Origin of the sequence: Thermococcus thermotolerans, assembly GCF_024707485.1 — an archaeon.
Lineage (GTDB): Archaea > Methanobacteriota_B > Thermococci > Thermococcales > Thermococcaceae > Thermococcus > Thermococcus thermotolerans.
This window is the reverse complement of the sequence record NZ_CP102602.1, coordinates 105,392-123,282: the sequence shown is the minus strand read 5'-3', so window position 1 is coordinate 123,282 and position 17,891 is coordinate 105,392. Positions and strand designations below refer to the sequence as shown.

Annotated in this window: 22 protein-coding genes; 10 read left to right on the top strand and 12 right to left on the bottom strand. The window is 53.6% G+C overall.

The features are described from left to right. Positions 1–3 precede the first annotated feature (3 nt). Positions 4–771 (bottom strand): LamB/YcsF family protein, encoded by a 768-nt coding sequence (locus tag NUS69_RS00785; protein ID WP_258084858.1) that lies wholly within the window; start codon positions 769–771, stop codon positions 4–6. A 59-nt stretch (positions 772–830) separates the two neighbouring features. Here NUS69_RS00785 and NUS69_RS00780 point away from each other — a divergent pair, with 59 nt between their 5' ends. Beyond that, a complete protein-coding gene (locus tag NUS69_RS00780) occupies positions 831–1,331 on the top strand; it encodes a type II toxin-antitoxin system VapC family toxin (RefSeq protein ID WP_258083992.1) in 501 nt (166 codons plus the stop codon). Here NUS69_RS00780 and NUS69_RS00775 read toward each other — a convergent pair. The 8 genes from NUS69_RS00775 to NUS69_RS00740 all read right to left on the bottom strand — a co-directional run bounded on the left by NUS69_RS00775 (position 1,322) and on the right by NUS69_RS00740 (position 7,054). After that, positions 1,322–2,305 (bottom strand): N-acetylmuramoyl-L-alanine amidase, encoded by a 984-nt coding sequence (locus NUS69_RS00775; protein ID WP_258083991.1) that lies wholly within the window; start codon positions 2,303–2,305, stop codon positions 1,322–1,324. The genes NUS69_RS00780 and NUS69_RS00775 overlap by 10 nt on opposite strands. Positions 2,306–2,414: 109 nt before the next feature. Next, positions 2,415–3,953 (bottom strand): protein cytosolic protein, encoded by a 1,539-nt coding sequence (locus NUS69_RS00770; RefSeq protein WP_258083990.1) that lies wholly within the window; start codon positions 3,951–3,953, stop codon positions 2,415–2,417. Positions 3,954–4,195: 242 nt separating this feature from the next. Then, positions 4,196–4,594, bottom strand: coding sequence for a hypothetical protein (locus NUS69_RS00765; protein WP_258083989.1), 399 nt, complete (start codon positions 4,592–4,594; stop codon positions 4,196–4,198). Beyond that, entirely contained in the window at positions 4,591–5,028 is a 438-nt protein-coding gene (locus NUS69_RS00760) for a HEPN domain-containing protein (protein ID WP_258083988.1), read from the bottom strand. Before NUS69_RS00760 ends, NUS69_RS00765 begins: the two co-directional genes overlap by 4 nt. Continuing rightward, positions 4,946–5,554 carry a nucleotidyltransferase domain-containing protein gene (locus NUS69_RS00755; protein ID WP_258083987.1) on the bottom strand — a complete coding sequence of 203 codons (609 nt, stop codon included), beginning with the start codon at positions 5,552–5,554 and terminating at the stop codon, positions 4,946–4,948. Before NUS69_RS00755 ends, NUS69_RS00760 begins: the two co-directional genes overlap by 83 nt. A gap of 59 nt (positions 5,555–5,613) precedes the next feature. Further along, the gene (locus NUS69_RS00750) at positions 5,614–5,946 is read right to left on the bottom strand and encodes a hypothetical protein (protein ID WP_258083986.1); all 333 of its coding nucleotides are present in this window, start codon (positions 5,944–5,946) and stop codon (positions 5,614–5,616) included. Next, positions 5,943–6,773 (bottom strand): DNA-3-methyladenine glycosylase family protein, encoded by an 831-nt coding sequence (locus tag NUS69_RS00745; RefSeq protein ID WP_258083985.1) that lies wholly within the window; start codon positions 6,771–6,773, stop codon positions 5,943–5,945. Before NUS69_RS00745 ends, NUS69_RS00750 begins: the two co-directional genes overlap by 4 nt. Beyond that, positions 6,755–7,054 carry a hypothetical protein gene (locus tag NUS69_RS00740; RefSeq protein ID WP_258083984.1) on the bottom strand — a complete coding sequence of 100 codons (300 nt, stop codon included), beginning with the start codon at positions 7,052–7,054 and terminating at the stop codon, positions 6,755–6,757. The genes NUS69_RS00745 and NUS69_RS00740 overlap by 19 nt, the downstream gene beginning before the upstream one ends. Positions 7,055–7,145: 91 nt before the next feature. On the opposite strand from NUS69_RS00740, the gene NUS69_RS00735 reads away from it, so the two are divergent. The 6 genes from NUS69_RS00735 to NUS69_RS00710 all read left to right on the top strand — a co-directional run bounded on the left by NUS69_RS00735 (position 7,146) and on the right by NUS69_RS00710 (position 12,511). Then, positions 7,146–8,489 (top strand): NfeD family protein, encoded by a 1,344-nt coding sequence (locus NUS69_RS00735; RefSeq protein WP_258083983.1) that lies wholly within the window; start codon positions 7,146–7,148, stop codon positions 8,487–8,489. Between the two features lie 2 nt (positions 8,490–8,491). Continuing rightward, the gene (locus NUS69_RS00730; protein ID WP_258083982.1) at positions 8,492–9,337 is read left to right on the top strand and encodes a slipin family protein; all 846 of its coding nucleotides are present in this window, start codon (positions 8,492–8,494) and stop codon (positions 9,335–9,337) included. 171 nt (positions 9,338–9,508) lie between these two features. Then, positions 9,509–10,288 carry a cell division ATPase MinD gene (gene minD, locus NUS69_RS00725; RefSeq protein WP_055429703.1) on the top strand — a complete coding sequence of 260 codons (780 nt, stop codon included), beginning with the start codon at positions 9,509–9,511 and terminating at the stop codon, positions 10,286–10,288. Continuing rightward, positions 10,288–10,536, top strand: coding sequence for a hypothetical protein (locus NUS69_RS00720; protein ID WP_055429704.1), 249 nt, complete (start codon positions 10,288–10,290; stop codon positions 10,534–10,536). The genes minD and NUS69_RS00720 overlap by 1 nt, the downstream gene beginning before the upstream one ends. Before the next feature lie 88 nt (positions 10,537–10,624). Next, the gene (locus NUS69_RS00715; RefSeq protein WP_258083981.1) at positions 10,625–10,873 is read left to right on the top strand and encodes a hypothetical protein; all 249 of its coding nucleotides are present in this window, start codon (positions 10,625–10,627) and stop codon (positions 10,871–10,873) included. A 126-nt stretch (positions 10,874–10,999) separates the two neighbouring features. Further along, entirely contained in the window at positions 11,000–12,511 is a 1,512-nt protein-coding gene (locus tag NUS69_RS00710; protein WP_258084857.1) for an AMP phosphorylase, read from the top strand. A 1-nt stretch (position 12,512) separates the two neighbouring features. Here NUS69_RS00710 and NUS69_RS00705 read toward each other — a convergent pair whose 3' ends face one another. Then, entirely contained in the window at positions 12,513–12,905 is a 393-nt protein-coding gene (locus tag NUS69_RS00705) for a DUF2095 domain-containing protein (RefSeq protein WP_258083980.1), read from the bottom strand. A gap of 59 nt (positions 12,906–12,964) precedes the next feature. On the opposite strand from NUS69_RS00705, the gene NUS69_RS00700 reads away from it, so the two are divergent. After that, entirely contained in the window at positions 12,965–13,414 is a 450-nt protein-coding gene (locus tag NUS69_RS00700; RefSeq protein ID WP_258083979.1) for a GIY-YIG nuclease family protein, read from the top strand. Beyond that, a complete protein-coding gene (locus tag NUS69_RS00695) occupies positions 13,404–14,165 on the top strand; it encodes a phosphoglycerol geranylgeranyltransferase (RefSeq protein WP_258084856.1) in 762 nt (253 codons plus the stop codon). The genes NUS69_RS00700 and NUS69_RS00695 overlap by 11 nt, the downstream gene beginning before the upstream one ends. Here NUS69_RS00695 and NUS69_RS00690 read toward each other — a convergent pair. Next, a complete protein-coding gene (locus NUS69_RS00690; protein WP_258084855.1) occupies positions 14,162–14,401 on the bottom strand; it encodes a hypothetical protein in 240 nt (79 codons plus the stop codon). The genes NUS69_RS00695 and NUS69_RS00690 overlap by 4 nt on opposite strands. Before the next feature lie 151 nt (positions 14,402–14,552). On the opposite strand from NUS69_RS00690, the gene NUS69_RS00685 reads away from it, so the two are divergent. Then, a complete protein-coding gene (locus tag NUS69_RS00685) occupies positions 14,553–15,398 on the top strand; it encodes a M55 family metallopeptidase (RefSeq protein WP_258084854.1) in 846 nt (281 codons plus the stop codon). A 101-nt stretch (positions 15,399–15,499) separates the two neighbouring features. On the opposite strand, the gene NUS69_RS00680 is transcribed toward NUS69_RS00685, so the two are convergent. Next, positions 15,500–17,872, bottom strand: coding sequence for a DEAD/DEAH box helicase (locus NUS69_RS00680; RefSeq protein WP_258083978.1), 2,373 nt, complete (start codon positions 17,870–17,872; stop codon positions 15,500–15,502). Between the last annotated feature and the right edge of the window lie 19 nt (positions 17,873–17,891).

Genomic DNA, 17,891 nt, shown 5'->3' with positions numbered 1-17,891 from the left:
AACCTAACGCACCACCTCTCTCATAGGAGCCACCTTAACGCCCTCTTCCTCAAGGACTTTCCTTATGTGAGCCGCAATTTCGACCGCTTTAGGATTGTCGCCGTGGACGCAGATGGTATCAACCCTAAGCTCGATCCACTCGCCGTTTATCGCCCTGACTCCACCATCCTTGACCATCGAGACCACACGCTCGGCTATCTCCTCTTTGTCGTGGATTACCGCCCCGGGTTTCGAGCGCGGGACGAGTGTTCCGTCCGGGTTGTAGGCCCTATCAGCAAAGACCTCGTGGGCAACTTTAATCCCCATCTCCTCCGCCATCTCTGCAGGTCTTGAGCCGGAGAGAGTAACGAAGATCAGCTTCTTGTCGAAATCCGCTATTCCCTCTATCACAGCTCTCGCGAGTTCTTCCTCATTCACGAGGGCGTTGTAGAGCGCCCCGTGGGGCTTGACGTGCTGGAGCTCGATTCCTTCCGCGCTTGTGAAGGCATAGAGGGCGCCAATCTGGTAGAGAATGTAGTTCCTCGCCTCCTCAGGCGAGAGCTTCATGTACCTCCTGCCGAAGCTGAGGAGGTCTGGGTAGCCGGGATGGGCACCAACGGCAACACCTTTCTCCCTCGCGAGCCTGACCGTTTTCCTCATGACCAGGGGGTCGCCGGCGTGCCAGCCGGTAGCTACGTTGACGCTCGTGATGTAGTTCATGACCTCCTCGTCGAGGCCGAGTTTGTAGCGGCCGAAGCTCTCGCCGAGGTCCGAGTTCAGGTCGACCTTCATCCGCACCACCGGCTTCATTTCGACGGAAATCTAAAAAAGGGTTTCTCCGAGTTTAGACCATGAAGGTTCAGGTCATCGATGCGGCGGTCTTCATTCAGGGGTTCGATGTCGAGGGTGTTACGACGCCGAAGGTCGTCGATGAGGTGAAAGACCCTGAGTCGAGGCTTTTTCTGGAGGGATTGATAAGCGCGGGAAAGGTTAGGGTTCTCCAGCCATCGAGGGAGAGTATTAAAGCCGTGATGGAAGCGGCAAGAAAGACAGGCGAGTTAAACGAACTCAGCGGGGCAGACCTTGAGGTTCTTGCTTTGGCCTACGAGCTGAAGGGGGTTTTATTCACCGACGACTACAATCTGCAGAACATAGCGAAGACCTTAGGAATCGAGTTCAAAACCCTCAAGCGCGGGATAAAGCGAGTCATCCGCTGGAACTACGTCTGCATAGGCTGCGGGAAGCGCTTTAGCGAGATGCCTCCGGAGGGTATCTGCCCGGACTGCGGAAGCCCGGTGAGACTGATACCGAGGAAGAAAAGGCGGAAAGGGCGGAGAAAACGTCAGCCGTAGACGTCCACCACTATTCTGTCGGGGTTGCTGAGGGTGAAGGAGTTGTACGGTAGGTACGGCGTGTTGAGCACAAGAACTACAAAGACGCTGCCGTTGCTCTCGGTGGCGTAGATGTAGGGGACGCTCGATGAGCCCGTATAGATGTACTGCCAGCTGTTGTAGGTGCTCCAGCCGAGGTCTGAGAGTCTCGCCCCGTCGAGCTGAATTATGAAGTAGTAACCGTTCGAGTAGGAGGTGTAGTAGGTGTGGTAGGTAACTGCCTTGCTCACGTCAAGGACGATGCGGAAGTAACCACTATGCTGGGCAAACCTTATTCCCGTAACCGTCGGAACCGGGTCGTGGACGGGAACTCCAAAATACCTCTGGACGCCGTGAAGGATGGCGTAGGCATAGCGCCACTGGTAGTTCTCGTTGGTTATTATGCTAACGTCGTAGGTGTTGGTAACAAAGCCGGTCTCGATAAGTATGGCCGGCATTCTCGTGTATTTGATTACGTAAAAGCCCGCCTCCTTAACGCCCCTGTTGTTGAGCGGGATTACCTTGGCTATCTCCTGGTCAACGTAGGTCGCGAGCAGGTTGCCGTAGGTTGAGCCGTAGTAGTGGTAGACCTCAAAGCCGCTCGCTGAGGTGGGCCCGGAGTTGGCGTGTATGCTTATGAAGATATCACAGCCGGCAGAGTTGGCTATGCTTACCCTGCTGGAGAGGGAAACGTAGTAGTCACCGTCCCTGGTGAGGACAACCCGCGCGCCATCCTCTCCAAGGAGTTTTGCCACTTTAAGGGCTATCGCCAGGTTGATGTCCTTCTCCTGAACGCCGTTGGCGACCGCTCCGGGGTCCGTTCCACCATGGCCTGCGTCAACGCAGATTGTATAACCGCTCAGGTCGGTCTGGGCTCCACTAACCTCCCCCACACCAACGATAGGAAAAATTGCAAGAAGAACAAACAGTATCACTATTGCACCCATCTTTCTCATTGAGTACACCTCCATACATCAGAGCAAGAAAACGTCCATTGGCTTTATAAATTTTTACCAGAAGTTGCGGTTTGTCCAGCCTCTGAAATTTAAAGGAAACAAGTGAAAGTCAGCTTTCTGGAGTTTCTTCATCTTTCGGACAAACCCTCCTTCGAGGGTCGCACCCTGGGTTAGACAAAGGAAGCACTGTAACGTCCGCATACATCGAGCTGAGCCAGTACTCGTTTCCGCTGTACTCAAAGCGGACAGGACTCTTGTAGAAAGTACCAGAGACTTCTCTGTATCTATGTTCGAGCCCCACTGTAATCCCTACGAGGGCATACTCTGAGCGGTATTTGGTCACCCCAACACCAGCTGACAGCAGTATAGGATAAACATCGGCCCCCAGAGGACCGTCCAGCTTTGGAAGCACAGGCGCGGCAACGCTGAAGAGCGGTAGTGTGGAGACGCTCTGTGAAACGTCAAAGTTGTTAACGTCAATGAAGTCCTTTGATTTCACAGTAAAGCTCGGCTTCCAGTAGCGTTCTATGTAGTACATGGCTCTTCTAAAGGTCCCGCCGTAGCGGGAAGGTGCTCCTCCCTCCTTACTCCACGCGGGAATTAGCTTTCCGTTCCTTATCTCCGGTTGAGCCATTACGACATACATAGTGACCTTTAACGGCCCATAAGGCCCATACAAGCGATATTTGGCAAGGGCTATGTCTCCCTTTATTCCGATTCCGACTACAGTCGGCCTTCTTATGTCCTCTCCCCTAATTCTCACCACTTTATTAAGCCACAGGCGTGTTCCTTTGAGGGTGTACACCATCCCAGCTATCTGGGCCTCGTAGTTTGCCCCCGTACCGCTCCGGTCAACCGCCGCAACTGCCGAGAAACCTATCTCCACGCCTAAAACCCTGGACGACTGGAACTGCTCCCTTAGATATACATCATCAATCTCGCCCACGTCGCCGTTTAAGAAGGCAGCGGCGAGGGGTATTGCCGTGTTGTCCTCCGTGTCATAAACCTTCTCAAGCACCCAGTCAAAGCACACCGAAGTCCCGTAGGGCCCGGAATAGCACTCCTCCGGGAAAGAACCCGGCGGGAAAGAATCAATTCCAGCCCCTTTTTCCGCCATTGTACTCGCTTCAAGAGGTTTTAGCCGCTCAAGTTCCGTGGAAGATAACAGAGGGCGGAAGTCATTGGCAATCGAAACCCTGAAGCTTCTCCGCTTTAGAACTTCCTTAAGATTTAGAGGTACACCTTTTACAAAATATCCAAGCTTACCCTTCCCATGGTTCGTGCCGAGGAGAACCACTCCAGGATTCACAAGGGACGGGTCTGTTCCGGTTTTTTTGAGGTGTTCCTCCCAGGTTTGAAGGTATCTCTCAATCCGCTTGTAGTCCAGCGTAATCGAACCCCTGCCTGCGTAGGTGCCGAGGTCAACCGGCGTGCCGTTTGGGAGCATGCCCAGGACGGTAACCGTGTTCACGCCTTTGCTCGAAATGAGGACCTTAGCTTCAGGCTCCTTGAACGGCAGGGTTCGGTAGTATGCAACCTTGACCTCCTCATAGTCGCTCGCCTCAACCGGCGTGCTGAAAACGGCCCAAAAGACCGGCAATATTACCAGCAAACTGAGGCCCAATACAACAATTTTCTTACGTCTCATTCACACCACCAACATACGTAAACAACTTGCAGTATAAAAAACTTTTGGCTGGTTAGCCGTAGAAAAGAAGCCACAAAATGCCCGAGTATTCACGCCCCGGACGGGCTCGGCGCTCATAGGGTACGTCACAACCGCAGAGCGGTTCAGCCCGTCTTGGAATCGTCACGGCCCGTCCGGGACGGCGTCAGGGCCAGTCCTCGTCATCACGAAGTTCGGTGCAATTCGCTGTCATCATCCGCGGTTCAACCTTGAAGGTAGTAGGATATAAGCTTTCTCAGCTCGACGTTGCGCTCGGGCTTCATGCGGAGAAACCTCTTAAGCTGGTTATTTTCTGCTATTAAACCTGACAGCTCTATCGCCAGGATTTTGTTGTCCTCGCTAAGGCCATAGGCCTTGAAGCGGAGCGGGGCATACTCCTTCTCAAGCTCCCACGTCCTTTCCTCAAGCTCCCTTGCCTTCTTCTCAAGCTCCTCAAGGTTTCCCTTCAGCTCACGGAACTCGCCGGTCAGGGCAATCTCGATTACCTTCTCAACGGGAACTCCGTACCTCTCGCTGAGGCGCTCTATCTCCTCCCACAGCTCTTCGCTTATCTCCACCTCAATTTTTCCGAAGCCCTTATTCGGTTTGATGATGAGTTTCATGCCTCTTCCTCCAAGAGTTTTTTCATGAGCGACAGAAAGTCTTTCGCGATGTTGATTGCCTCTTCAACCTCTTCTGCATCAGGCTCATAGACTATGTCATACTGGTCCTCGTGCCCCAACTCTCTCATCCTGTCCAAGAGTTCAACCCAACGTTCTTCCAGCTTTCCGCTTTTAACGTAGAATTCCTCTAAGTAGCGGGCTATGCAGTAGTGGCTCTTCTCACGCCAGCCGTCGCGAAAGAGAACCGCCCTAGCGGCGTGGAACATGGCCATGTATGACGCCATAAGGGACGTCCGGTATGAACCATAGGCGAGGTTCCTCCTCGCCTCTTCAAGCCACTCTTCAGCGCGTTTAATGCTCAGCCATCCTTTTTCCTCGGATGGGGGAACCCTTCTTAGCAGGTTTCGGTCGATACATCCCTCGAATCCGTTCAAGTCCCTCCCCCCATATCACCATCGAGCCGTATGCGAGCGAGTAATAGAAGACCGGATCGCTGGCTCTAAGTTTTTTGACTCTCTCCGGTGTGAGGACAAGGAGGTTGACCTCCCTGCCGGTTGCTTTTTCTATCCCCCTCTTTAGGGAAGCCGATCTGGCTATGCTCGGCCTTTCAACGAAGACCCAGACATCAAGGTCACTTTCGGGAGTGTTTTCTCCGGTCGCAAAGCTCCCGTATATCCCAAGGGCCATAACCCACCCATCTTTCAGGGGTTCCAGCTTTTTGGATAGGGTTATGAAGTTGATGAACCTTTTAAGCTCGCGGGTTCTGGGAACGTTTAGTATCCTGAAACCTCTGCCGGACTTCTCGGCTATGCCGTAATTCACGAGGAGACGGAGAGTTTTGGAAACGAGTCCTTTGCTCAGACCCGTTGCCCTAGCGGTTTCTTCAACACCCACCCTATGGCGCTCAAGTGCGTACCTGAGAATCCTGATTCTCTCGGGAGTTGATATCAGCTCATGCATGTTACCAGCTCTCGTTCATGATTTATGAACTTTTCGTTCACACTTCATGAACGATTTGTTCACGATCCGTGAACTTTCTCAAGCTCTCTCCTTTTCTCCTCGACCTTCTTCCTCAGTTCAGCGTTTTCCACCCTGAGCCTGTCGCGCTCGGCCATCATGAACCCCTTATCCCTCAAAGCCTTCTCGTAGAACTCTTTAAGCTCTTCAATCTCACCCTCCATCTCGCGGAGCTTCTCCTCCAGCTTGGAGACCTTCTCCCTCAGGAGATCCTCACGCTCTGCCTGGAGGGTCTCTTCAACTCTGGGGAGGCTCTCGCGGAGGAAGGAGGTGATATCTTTGCCCCGAAGGGCTTTGAACCTTTCCTTGGGCAGGATAATCCTGATTTCGCTCATTTCTTCTTCCTCTCCATCTCGGTCTTTCTGTCGTAGCAGAGGATATAGAACGCCAGAAGCCCCTTCCATCTACCGTAGGGTTCGATTATCCCGCGAACGTCCTTTTCTTTTACTTCCTTAACGCGCTTCCCAAAAATCTTCGCTATCCCTCGCCTCAGCCCGAGGTCTCCGGCCGGATAGACGTTCTTTCTGAGGCCATACGCAAGGAAGAGCTCGGCGCTCCACTTTCCTATTCCCCTGAACTTTGTGAGATACTTAACGGCCTCATCAATGCTCCACTCCCAGAGTTCAAGGTCGAGCTTTCCGGCAAGGTAAAGCTCCGTCAGTGACTTTATGTAAGCGGCGCGATAGCCGAGCTTGGTCCTTTTCAGCTCCTCCTCGCTCAGGGACGCTATCCTCTCGGGAGATGGGAATGCGTGTAAATCCCCCACCTGCCTGCCCGCGAGCTCCACGAGGTTCGCGATGGTCCTCTGAGCGAACTCAAAGCTTACCTGCTGCTGCGCTATCGTCTCAACCAACGCCTGGTACGGGCTCGGAGCGGCAGGGACTGTTAAGCCGTAGAACTCGTCTATCAGGAAAGCGAAGGGCGAATCTCTTATCTCGGCGTAGAAGGAATCCAAGTCCGTATCGAGGCCGAGGACAAAGGACAGCTTTTCCTTCGCGGACTTTCTTTCCCGCCTGCTCCACGAATCGGGAAGAATGAAGTCCTCTCCATCGTAGCCGGCTATGCCGTCTCGGAACGCCTGATAGAAGATGCCGTTCTCGAACTTCCACGTTCCGTTGCGTACCATCTCGTTCGTGGTCTTCCTCAGGTCAATCCCAGCCATCGGTCGAGCCTAACGGGGTTCTCCCTTATATCCTTTAGGGTCGAAACGTAGAGCCTCTTACCGTCAATGGAGCGTTTGATTTGAACCTCTCCATGTTCTTCGAGGTAGCGGAGGGCGTCCTTTATATCCTCAGGGCGGACGTCAAAGTTCTTTTTGAGGAACTCCCAGTAGGGCTCACGGTTGGAATATTTGGCCGCCTCCCTCACGAGCTCCCATGCCCGCTCGACCTTATCCCTTCCCTTTGAAACGCGGTAGAGCTTTACCCGGGCCTTCAGGCTCATGTTAGAAAATTGGCTCCAGATGTATAAATCACTTTTGGAGGACAGGCAAAAGATTTAAACCCCTTGGTGGTATTTAGTATAGGCGGTAGTCATGAAGTCCAGGGTTGCGCTGGTTGCAGTTGTTCTTCTTTTCGTCCTGCTTTTCCAGCCGGAAGTCCACGGCCAGGAAAAGGTGGTCTACGTCGCAAAGGTAGACGGCATGATAACCGGATACACCGTTGACCAGTTCGACAGATACATCAGCGAAGCGGAGAGGAAGGACGCGGAGGCGATAATAATCGAGCTCAACACCCCCGGCGGCAGGGGCGACGCAATGCAGGCCATCGTTACGAGGATCCAGAACGCAAGGGTTCCGGTTATAATCTACGTTTACCCATCCGGGGGAATGGCCGCATCAGCAGGCACTTACATAGCACTGAGCTCCCATCTGATAGCGATGAGTCCCGGCACGGTGATCGGTGCCTGCAGGCCGATACTCGGCTACGGCCAGAACGGGAGCATCGTCGAGGCACCGCCAAAGATCACGAACTTCTACATAGCGTATCTTCGCGAGCTGGCCAGGATGAGCGGCAGAAACGAGACGCTGGCGGAGGAGTTCATAACACAGGACAGAAGCGTGACCCCTGAGGAAGCCCTGAAATACGGCGTTATCGAGGTCATCGCAACCAACGTTGACGAACTCATCCAGAAGGCCGATGGAATGGAAACTAAAATTCCAGTTGGGGGGAAAGGGAAAGTAACCCTGCACCTGAAGGACGCAAAGGTCGTGTACATTGAGCCATCCTTCAAGGACACGGTCGTTAAGTACATAACAGACCCGACGATAGCGTATCTCCTCCTGAACCTTGGATTCATTGGCCTGATATTTGGCTTCCTCACGCCCGGCTGGCATGTCCCTGAGACAGTAGGCGCCATAATGCTAGTCCTTGGCCTCATCGGGCTGGGATACTTTGGATACAAGAGTGCAGGACTCGTTCTTATAGTCCTTGCAATGATATTCTTCATAGCCGAGGCGCTGACGCCGACCTTCGGCCTGTTCACCGTGGCAGGAGTGACGACCTTCATCATCGGAGGCATAATGCTCTTCAGCGGAGCGGGAGGTGAATACCTGGTGACTGGGGAGACCTACACCCTCCTGAGGATCGCAATAATCGCCACGGCGGTTCTCCTCGGCCTGTTCTTCCTGTTTGGAATGGCCGCCGTGGTCAGGGCCCAGAAGAAAAAGCCCAAATCCGGAAGGGAAGAGCTCGTTGGCACGGTCGGCAAAGTCGTCGAGGAGCTTGATCCGGAGGGCGTCATAAAGGTGCGCGGGGAGCTGTGGAAGGCTGTGAGCAGAAACGGGAGCCGGGTACCCGTCGGGGAGGAGGTCCGGGTTGTTGAGGTGAGGGGGCTCACCCTCATAGTCGAACCCTCTGGAAAACGTAAGGAGGTATGAAGATGGTTGTGACGACAGGTACAGTGGTTTTGGGAATCGTTTTGTTGTTTGTTTTGATTATACTGGCGACGGCCATAAAGATAGTCAAGGAGTACGAGAGGGCGGTGATATTCCGCCTAGGAAGGATAGTCGGGGCAAGGGGTCCCGGTCTGTTCTTCATAATCCCGATATTCGAAAAGGCCGTGATAGTTGACCTCCGTACCAGGGTTCTGGACGTTCCCGTCCAGGAGACCATAACCAAAGACAACGTTCCGGTAAGGGTCAACGCGGTTGTTTATTTCAGGGTGATAGACCCAATAAAGGCGGTGACCCAGGTGGCCAACTACATTATGGCCACGAGCCAAATAGCACAGACCACCCTCAGGAGCGTCATCGGTCAGGCACACCTCGATGAGTTGCTCAGCGAGCGCGAAAAGCTCAACCTACAGCTCCAGAAGATTATAGATGAAGCAACCGATCCGTGGGGAATAAAGGTCAGCACGGTCGAGATCAAGGACGTTGAGCTGCCGAGCGGAATGCAGAGGGCGATGGCAAGGCAGGCGGAGGCCGAGCGTGAGAGGCGTGCAAGGATAACCCTGGCTGAGGCAGAGAGACAGGCCGCCGAGAAGCTCCGCGACGCCGCCGAGATAGTGTCCCAGCACCCGATGGCCCTCCAGCTCAGGACGCTCCAGACGATAAGCGATGTCGCCGGAGACCGGAGCAACGTTATAATCCTCCCGCTACCGATGGAGATGCTGAAGCTCTTCCGGAGTCTTGCAGATACAGCTGAGATGGCTAGGATAAAGCTTGAGCAGGAAGTCCAAGAGAAACTGGAAGCTGAAGCACGAGAAAAGGCGAAAAAAGAATGAACTACGTATAAGTTTCTTCCATCTTTTCTTTCTATCCCTGGATGAACCGCAAAAAATAAAAGCATTGCCTGCATACTTCATACACACAAAGACTGCACTCCGTATAAAATCGGAAAGTTTGAAACGCTTTATAGAGAAGGGCGGTCACCGCTCATATCGGGGGTGTTAACTTTGGAAGGTCGCTCAATTGTTTTTGCATCGGGAAAAGGAGGAACTGGTAAAACAACGACTGTTGCCAATCTGGGTGTCGCCCTGGCCCAGTTCGGAAAGGAGGTCATCCTGCTGGATGCCGATATAACCATGGCAAATCTCAGCCTTGTTCTCGGTATGGAGGATATCCCAATAACACTCCATGATGTCCTCGCAGGGGAGGCTGATCTTAAGGATGCAATCTATGAAGGCCCCGCGGGGGTCAAAGTAATACCCGGTGGATTAAGCCTTGAAAAGATTAAAAAGGCCAAGCCGGAGAAGCTCAGACAGCTGATCAGGGAAATCGGACAGATGGCAGACTTTGTCCTTATCGATGCCCCAGCCGGTCTTGAGATGACATCGGTTACGGCGCTTCTTATAGGCAAGGAGTTGATAATAGTTACTAACCCGGAGATTTCGGCCATAACTGACAGTCTCAAGACCAAGCTCATCGCAGAGAAGCTTGGAACCCTCCCGCTTGGAGCCATACTCAACAGGGTCACCAACGAGAAGACCGAACTGACTCAGGAGGAGATAGAGGCAATACTTGAGGTCCCCGTCCTCGCGATGATACCCGAGGATCCCGAGGTCAAGCGCGCAAGTGCCTACGGTGTACCGCTCGTCATAAAGAACCCGACGAGTCCGGCGGCCATAGCTATCAAGCAGCTCGCGGCCAAGCTCGCAGGAATTAAGTGGCAGGCGCCCGAACCAGAGAGCCCGATTAAGAGGGTCTTCAAAGCGCTGTTTGGAGGGAAGAGGTAATGGCCGAGGCACTGCTTTACGGAATAGTGGTCATTCTCATAGTGCTCAACATCGTCCTCCTTATGCTCTACTATTCAGCCAAGAGCAACCCCTACTACGTCGTTTACGACGAAGAGACCAAGAGTGCCCTCAAGAGGCGTGTCACCAGCCTCAAGGAGGACCTTGAGAGCGAGCTAGTTGACTTTGATGTCGAGGAGTGGGAGAAGACCCTTGAGGAGTCAATAGAAGAGGAAGTAATGAACCTTTAGTTTTCTAGTCCTTTTGTTATTAAACATTTCTGGGGCGTTAAATTTTAAAAGGTCTCTTTATTTAATCTTAACTTGGAGGTGGGGCGCTATGAAGGTCAGGCTCGGCTATCCAGACAGGATAGTCGAGGTGGACGACAAAGTTGTCCGGGTTTTTAAAGGCAGGCTCGTAAGCGCCCCCCTCAGTGAGGTGGTTGGATATTATCTTAAGGGAGAAGGCCTCCTCCCCCCGGCAGTGAGGGAAGTGGTCCCCGATATTGTGAGAGCCCTTCTGAGCACCGGGGAACTCCACTCAGGCGTGCTGACCATCACGGAGTATGGACACGGCATCAGTAGCTGATTCTTTTTACATTTCTCTGCCAAGCGATACGAACAGCTGGGCCTGCTTTAACAGCCAACCAGTCGAAAACATTTAAGTACTCTTCTGTCCAATAGGGTGAACTCGTGTGTAAAAGGAGGGATGGAAATGAAGGCCAAGGTCAGGATACTTGACATGTACAGCGGGAGGTATTCCGTTTTCATCAACGAGAAGGAAGCCAAAAAGGCCAAGTTGCACCCGGACGACCTAGTGAAGATTGAAGCAGGCAAAAAGACAGTTTATGGCAGTGTCGTTGTGAGCAATCTCGTAAAGGAGGGCGAAATCGGAATCAGCAGGGACATTCTCCAGCTCCACAGTTTCTCTGAAGGAGAAGTTGTCCTGGTAACGCCCAGCGGTACCCCAGAAAGCGTCCGCTATATCAAAAAGAAGATGCACGGAGAGAAACTCAGGAAGGTGGAGATAGAGGCTATAATCAAGGACATTGTGGACAGAAAGCTCCGCGATATCGAGATAAGCTCCTTTGTAACGTCGCTGGAAATCAACGGTCTGGACATGGACGAGATAGCCGCCTTGACGATAGCGATGGCCGAAACCGGTGACATGCTGGACATAGACAGGAAGCCGATAATGGATGTCCACAGCATCGGCGGCGTTCCCGGAAATAAGACCAACATACTCGTCGTGCCCATAGTTGCAGCTGCAGGATTGACGATACCAAAGACCAGCTCAAGGGCGATAACCAGCGCCGCCGGAACGGCGGATGTTGTCGAGGTTTTTGCAGAGGTCAGCTTCTCCCTCGACGAGATAAAACGTATAGTGGAAAAGATAGGCGCCTGTATGGTCTGGGGCGGAGCTCTGAACCTCGCTCCAGCTGACGACATAACAATCAAGGCCGAACGTGCACTGAGCATCGACCCGACCGGCCTCATGCTTGCCAGCATAATGTCCAAGAAATACGCAATGGGAAGCCAGTACGTGCTCATCGATATCCCGACGGGCAAAGGCGTCAAAGTCGAGACCGTCGACCAGGCCAGGGCACTCTCCAGGGACTTTATAGAGCTCGGCAGAAGACTCGGCCAGTACGTGGAAGTAGCCATAACCTACGGCGGCCAGCCTATAGGCCACACCGTTGGCCCGGCACTAGAAGCCAGAGAGGCTCTCTCAGCACTTATGACTGGCAAAGGGCCCGGAAGCCTGATAGAGAAGGCTACTGGTCTTGCAGGCATTCTCCTTGAGATGGGAGGAGTCGCTCCCGCAGGGATGGGTAAGAAAATGGCGAGAGAGATACTTGAGAGCGGAAAAGCCTGGGATAAGATGAAAGAAATCATAGAGGAACAGGGAGGAAACCCAGATATTAAGCCGGAAGAGATACCCGTTGGAGATAAGACATACACATTCACTGCACCAACCAGCGGTTATATAACAGGGATAGACAACAGGGCAATCACAGGAATAGCCAGAGCCGCCGGTGCCCCCGAAGACAAGGGAGCCGGGATAGAGCTCTACGTCAAGGTTGGAGAAAAGGTCAAAGAGGGCGATCCCCTATTCACGATACGCGCCGAGAGTGAAGCGAGGCTCGACCAAGCAATAGTCTTCGCAAGGAGAACTGAGCCGATAAGGATAGAGGGAATGGTTCTTCAGAGGATAGGGAACATCTGACTCATTCCCTTTTTCTGTGCTTCTCGTACCATCCCCACTCTTTTTTAGAACCGAAAGCCCTTACACCCTTCTGGACGAGGGTTATACGGAGCTCTTTGGCCATCTCGTGGGTTATCTCACCATGCTCCTCCATCCAGTTGATTATCTCAAGAGCCTCGTCGTCCGTTTCGCATCTCCGGAGGAAGTCTATGACCGTTGGATTGTAACCTGAGAAGTCCTGCATCTCATCCTCTTCCGCGATTGCCTTTTTCTCACTCGTTCTGTATCCTGCTATCGGAACACCCTCTTCCTCAAGCTCCCTTGCCAGAGCCGGAAACTTCTCCTCAAACTCGTCCCTGTCGTACTCCTGCCAGGCAAACTCGTCGATGGGGCGCCTCTTTTTCTTTTCGTCCATACATCACACCGATAAGAGTTGGGTCAGGAGTTTATAAACCCTGGGTGAGAGTCGTTTCCATGAAGGGTGCGTACTTCCTCGTTATCCACCTGCCAGAGGAGAGGGAGATAACCACAAAGGGCAGGAGATTCGTTTTAAGGAAAGGGTACTACGTTTATGTCGGATCCGCCATGAACTCCCTTGAGAAGAGGGTCGCCAGGCACTTCAGGAAGGACAAAAAGCTCCACTGGCACATAGACTTCCTCCTGAGAGATGCAGAACTCCTGAGGGCGTACATGATTCCCAGCGGGAAGAGACTGGAGGAGAAGCTCTCTGTTGAGGTCTCCAGGCACGGAGAGGCCGTGAAAGGCTTCGGTGCGAGCGACGTTAGAGTAGAGACGAACCTCTACAGATTCGAGGAAGAGCCGGACGCGATTCTGGTTGGGATACTCGAAAATCTCCGTCTGAAATGGAAAAGGATTAAAAGCGAGAGGGAAGCTATAGAATTCGGTGGAAAAAATGAAGCTTGAACTGGGGAGAGTAGAGTCGTACATCCATGAAAAGCTCAAAAGGGAAAAGCTCCACTTTGTTCTCATTGACCCAGACGACGTTACCCCCGAAGTGGCCGGAGAGATAGCAAGGATGAGCGAGGAAGTCGGCGTTGACGCCATAATGGTAGGCGGCTCCACAGGAGCCGAAGGAGACGTTCTGGATGGCGTTGTAAAGGCCATAAAAGAGAGCTCAAGTCTTCCAACGATACTCTTTCCCGGTTCCCACGGCGGGATAAGTAAACACGCCGATGCCATATTCTTCATGAGCCTGCTGAACTCAACCAACCCCTTCTTCATAACCGGATCCCAGGCCCTGGGGGCGTTCACGGTCAAGCGCTACGGCATAGAGCCCATACCAATGGCGTATCTGATTGTTGAACCCGGAGAAACGGTAGGCTGGATCGGTGACGCCAAACCAATCCCGAGGCACAAGCCGAAGATTGCGGCGGCCTACGCCCTAGCCGGCCAGTATCTCGGAATGCGCCTCGTTTATCTTGAGGCCGGAAGCGGGGCGAGGGAGCCCGTTCCGCCCGAGATGATATCCCTCGTTAAGCGCGTCATAGACGTTCCCCTCATAGTCGGGGGTGGCATAAGAACCGGGGAGCAGGCAGGAAAAGCGGTCGAAGCCGGGGCGGATATAATCGTCACCGGAACTGCTATAGAAAAGGCCGGCTCGCTTGAGAAGGCCAGAGAAAAGCTAGAGGAGCTCAATAAGGGTATAAAGGGCTAAGCCTCGGAGAGAACCCTGAAGGTTATCTTTCCGTTCTTGATTATTCTCTTGAGTTCGGAGAGGAGCTTCGGAGCGTCATCTTCGACTATCTCCATCCTGATTTCGCTAATACCCTCCAGTGTCGGCGGGAAGAAGTGTATGTCCCGAATCTTGCCCCTAACCTTTTCATAAAGACGGTTCAGAATCTTTCCCCTTCCTTCGTAGGGCAATTTAATGTCGAGTTCAACGATTTGCATACCAATCACCACTCTATTTTATGAAAGAAAGCCTATATAACCCTTTTCATAAGTGGGAATTATCGAATTTCGTGCCATATATTCCCACCAGTTATGTCATCCACCACAAGACTTATCTTTTACCGCTTCGATTTTTATCGTGGTGATGCCGATGCGTGCATTCATATCCCTCGACCTTGAGGGCCTGCCATACATAGTCAGCAGGCAGCACCTGTTCGTGAAGGGAGCGCTTTACTCGGAGGCCAGGAAGATAGCGACCGAGATAGTAAAGGTCACCGCGGAAACACTGCACCACGAGCTGGGCTTTGAGGAGATCATCATAGCGGACAGCCACGGGCCGATGGTAAATATACTGCCAGAGGACACGCCGGACTACATCGAGCTGGTGAGGGGCTTCCCAAGGCCGCTCAGCATGGTGGCCTTTGCAAGGGGGAGTGACGCAGCTCTCTTCCTTGGCTACCACGCCAAGGCGGGTACCGATAGAGCGACCTTTGACCACACCTACAGTGGAGCGTCAATAGACAGTCTGGAAATTAACGGCGTTGAAGTGAGCGAGTTCCTGCTGAATTCTTATCTCCTTGGTAGCTGGGGGATTCCTGTAATCTTGGTGGGCGGAGACAGGAGGCTCATAGAGACCGACGTTAAAACATTCACCCCCTGGGCAGTTGGCGTCCCCTTCAAGGAGTCCCCCTCGCGTTACGCCGCCAAGAGCCCCGGAATGCGCAGGATAAAGGCCATGCTGAGGGAGGGAGTTATAGAAGCCGTTGAGAGGCTGAAGATGGGAGAGGCAAAGCCGCTCGTGACTAAAGAGCCGGTCCACGTTAAGGTTCGCTTCCTTAGAAGCGACATGGCTGACACGGCCGAACTGCTGCCCTTCGTGAAGCGCCTTGACGGAAAGACGGTCGAGTTCGAGGCCAGAACCCTTGAGGAAGCCTACAAAATCTTTGAGCTACTAACCCTGGCCGCGGCTGGGGTGAACGCCATCGTCACGAGGTAACCGGGAAGTGTGCCCCCGGGGAGCGAAGGGGAATCACAGCTCGCCGAGGCGCTCATCCCCCGCGGTTTCCCGGGGGCAGTGTAATTTCCCCAAATCCAGACTTAAGCTTTGTCCTCGTCCTCGACGTAGGGTGCGGTGATCACCTTTCTTATCTCCCTCGCCTTCTTTTTGCCTATTCCCTCGACTTCCTGGAGCTCCTCCTCCGTGGCAGTGAAAACCCGTTCAACGTTTCCGAAGTGCCGGAGGAGCCTCTTCGCGAGTGTGGACGAGACGTAGGGGAGGCCCTCAACTATCAAACGCTGCCTCTCGGCGAGGGTTAGCGCCTTCTTCTCGCTCCTCAGGCGAACCTCCTTCTTTCTCTCCTCCTGCTCGCGCTTGGCCATGAGGTAAATGAACTGGGCAGTCTCTTCAGTTCCGGAGGAGAACAGTATCGGCACACCCCAGTCGAGGGTTACCGCCGCTATGGCACCCCTAATGGCGTTGGGGTGAACGTTCCTTATACCGTAAAGCTCGCCCTCTATGATTATCACAGGCTTCTCGTAGGCTCTCTTTAAGCGCTCCACCTGGTCGAAGAGCCTGCCGTCTATGATGGACTGTATGAAGTCGTTGGCGCTCTTCCTCTCTATCCCGACCTCCTCGCTCACAACGTAGTCGGCCACATCGAGAGTCCTGACCTCTATCTCGGCCCCGAGCTCCTTCAGGTGCTTTGGAACGCCGCTTCTAAGCTCGCGGTTGTCAACGTAAACGACTATCCCCTTCGGTTTTTTCACAAAAACCGGCTTTATCGGGAGCTTCTCGTAGACTTCCTTAGAAGGCGTGGGTTTCTCGGCTTTTTTCTCTTTTTCCGTGGCCTTTTCTGACTTTTCCTTCGGCTTCAGGAACTCATCGAGCGGGGTTATCTTCCCCTTCGAAGGCATCTCAACACGCTCCGGAACCTTTCCCCTTATTTCAGCCCGGTGTGGATGAGCTTTTTCAAGTTCACGGGCTATCTTTTTTATAGCCTCGAACATGCCCTTCTCCTTTCGCCTTGAGCTCCAGTAGTAGGCCTCGTCGCGGGTCCCTTTGGCCATCAGTATAACGACCCTTCCCGGCCTGTGCCTCCCGGTTCTTCCGCGCCTCTGGATGCTCCTTATGGCCGAGGGCACAGGCTCGTAGAAGACGACGAGATCGACCTCCGGAACATCAAGGCCCTCCTCGCCAACGCTCGTGGCCACCAAAACGTTGAACTCACCGCGCGAGAACCTGTCGAGGACTTCTTTCTGCTCCCTCTGGCTCATCCCCCGGTCGTTGCTCCTGCTCGCCTGGCCGATGAAGCGCTCGGCTGTTACTCCCTCACCGCGGAGAACCTCGACGATCTTCCTCCCGGTGTCGCGGTAGTTCGTGAAGACTATGATTTTTGAGTTCGGCTTTTTCTTCAGCTGTTCCTTAATCAGACTCAACATGCTCTCCATCTTCGGGTGGTCGAGGCCGAGCTCCTTCGCCTGGACGAGGAGGTATATCACCTTCCTCATGCGCGGATCTTCCATGAGCTGCCTGCTGGATTTCGTCCTCCTGTCCTCCCTGAGCTTCTTGAGGTAGGCACGGAGAGCCGTCAGCCCCTGAGTCTCAAGCAGTTCTATCGCGTGCTGCAGCTTCACCGCCTTGGCCTGGTACATTCTAAGCCGGCCGAGCTCGTAGTTGCCCCGCGCGACCTCCTGGTTTATCTTCGAGCCCGCCTGTAGGACTTCCCTCTTTGAGATGTCCGGCGAGTAGGTCGAGACGAGCCTGAACTGGGCAAGGGGCTTGAGGCTCTCCTTGAGCATCTCCCGGAGGAGCTTCCGCACCTCCTTGTAGATGCCGGGGAGCTCGACCTTCACCCACTCGAAGCTCATTCTTTGCACGTAGGGTTTGACGTCGGGCGAGCTCTCCGTCCTAATCTCGATGCGCTCTATCCCGAGGTTCTTCACAATCTCACGTATCCTCTCCTCGTCGCTCCCAGGGGAGGCCGTGAGGCCGAGCACGAGCGGGTGTTTAGCGGTTTTAAGGTACTCCCCGGCTATGAAGACGTAGGAGTAGTTCCCCACCGCCCTGTGGGTCTCGTCAAAAACGAGCAGAACAACGTCCTCTAAGGAGATTTTTCCGGTGAGGATGTCGTTTTCAACGGTCTGGGGCGTGGCAGTAACGATAACACTCCTCTCCCACAGCTCTGCCCTCTGCTTGGGCGAGAGCTCGCCTGTAAGGACGTTTATCTTCTCCGGAGAGAGGTCAAAGAGCCGCCTGAAGCTCTCGGCGTGCTGGAGCGCTAAGGGCTTCGTCGGGGTGAGCATGAGGACTCTACCACCGTACTTCGAGAGCCTGTAATCGGCTATGAGCATCGCTATCAACGTCTTTCCCAGCCCCGTTGGGAGAACCACGAGGCAGCTGGTCTCCTTACAGCGGGCGTAGATTACCTCCTGATAAACGCGGGGCTCGATTATATCGCGGCGGAGATACATGTGCCTATATCCTCGGCGA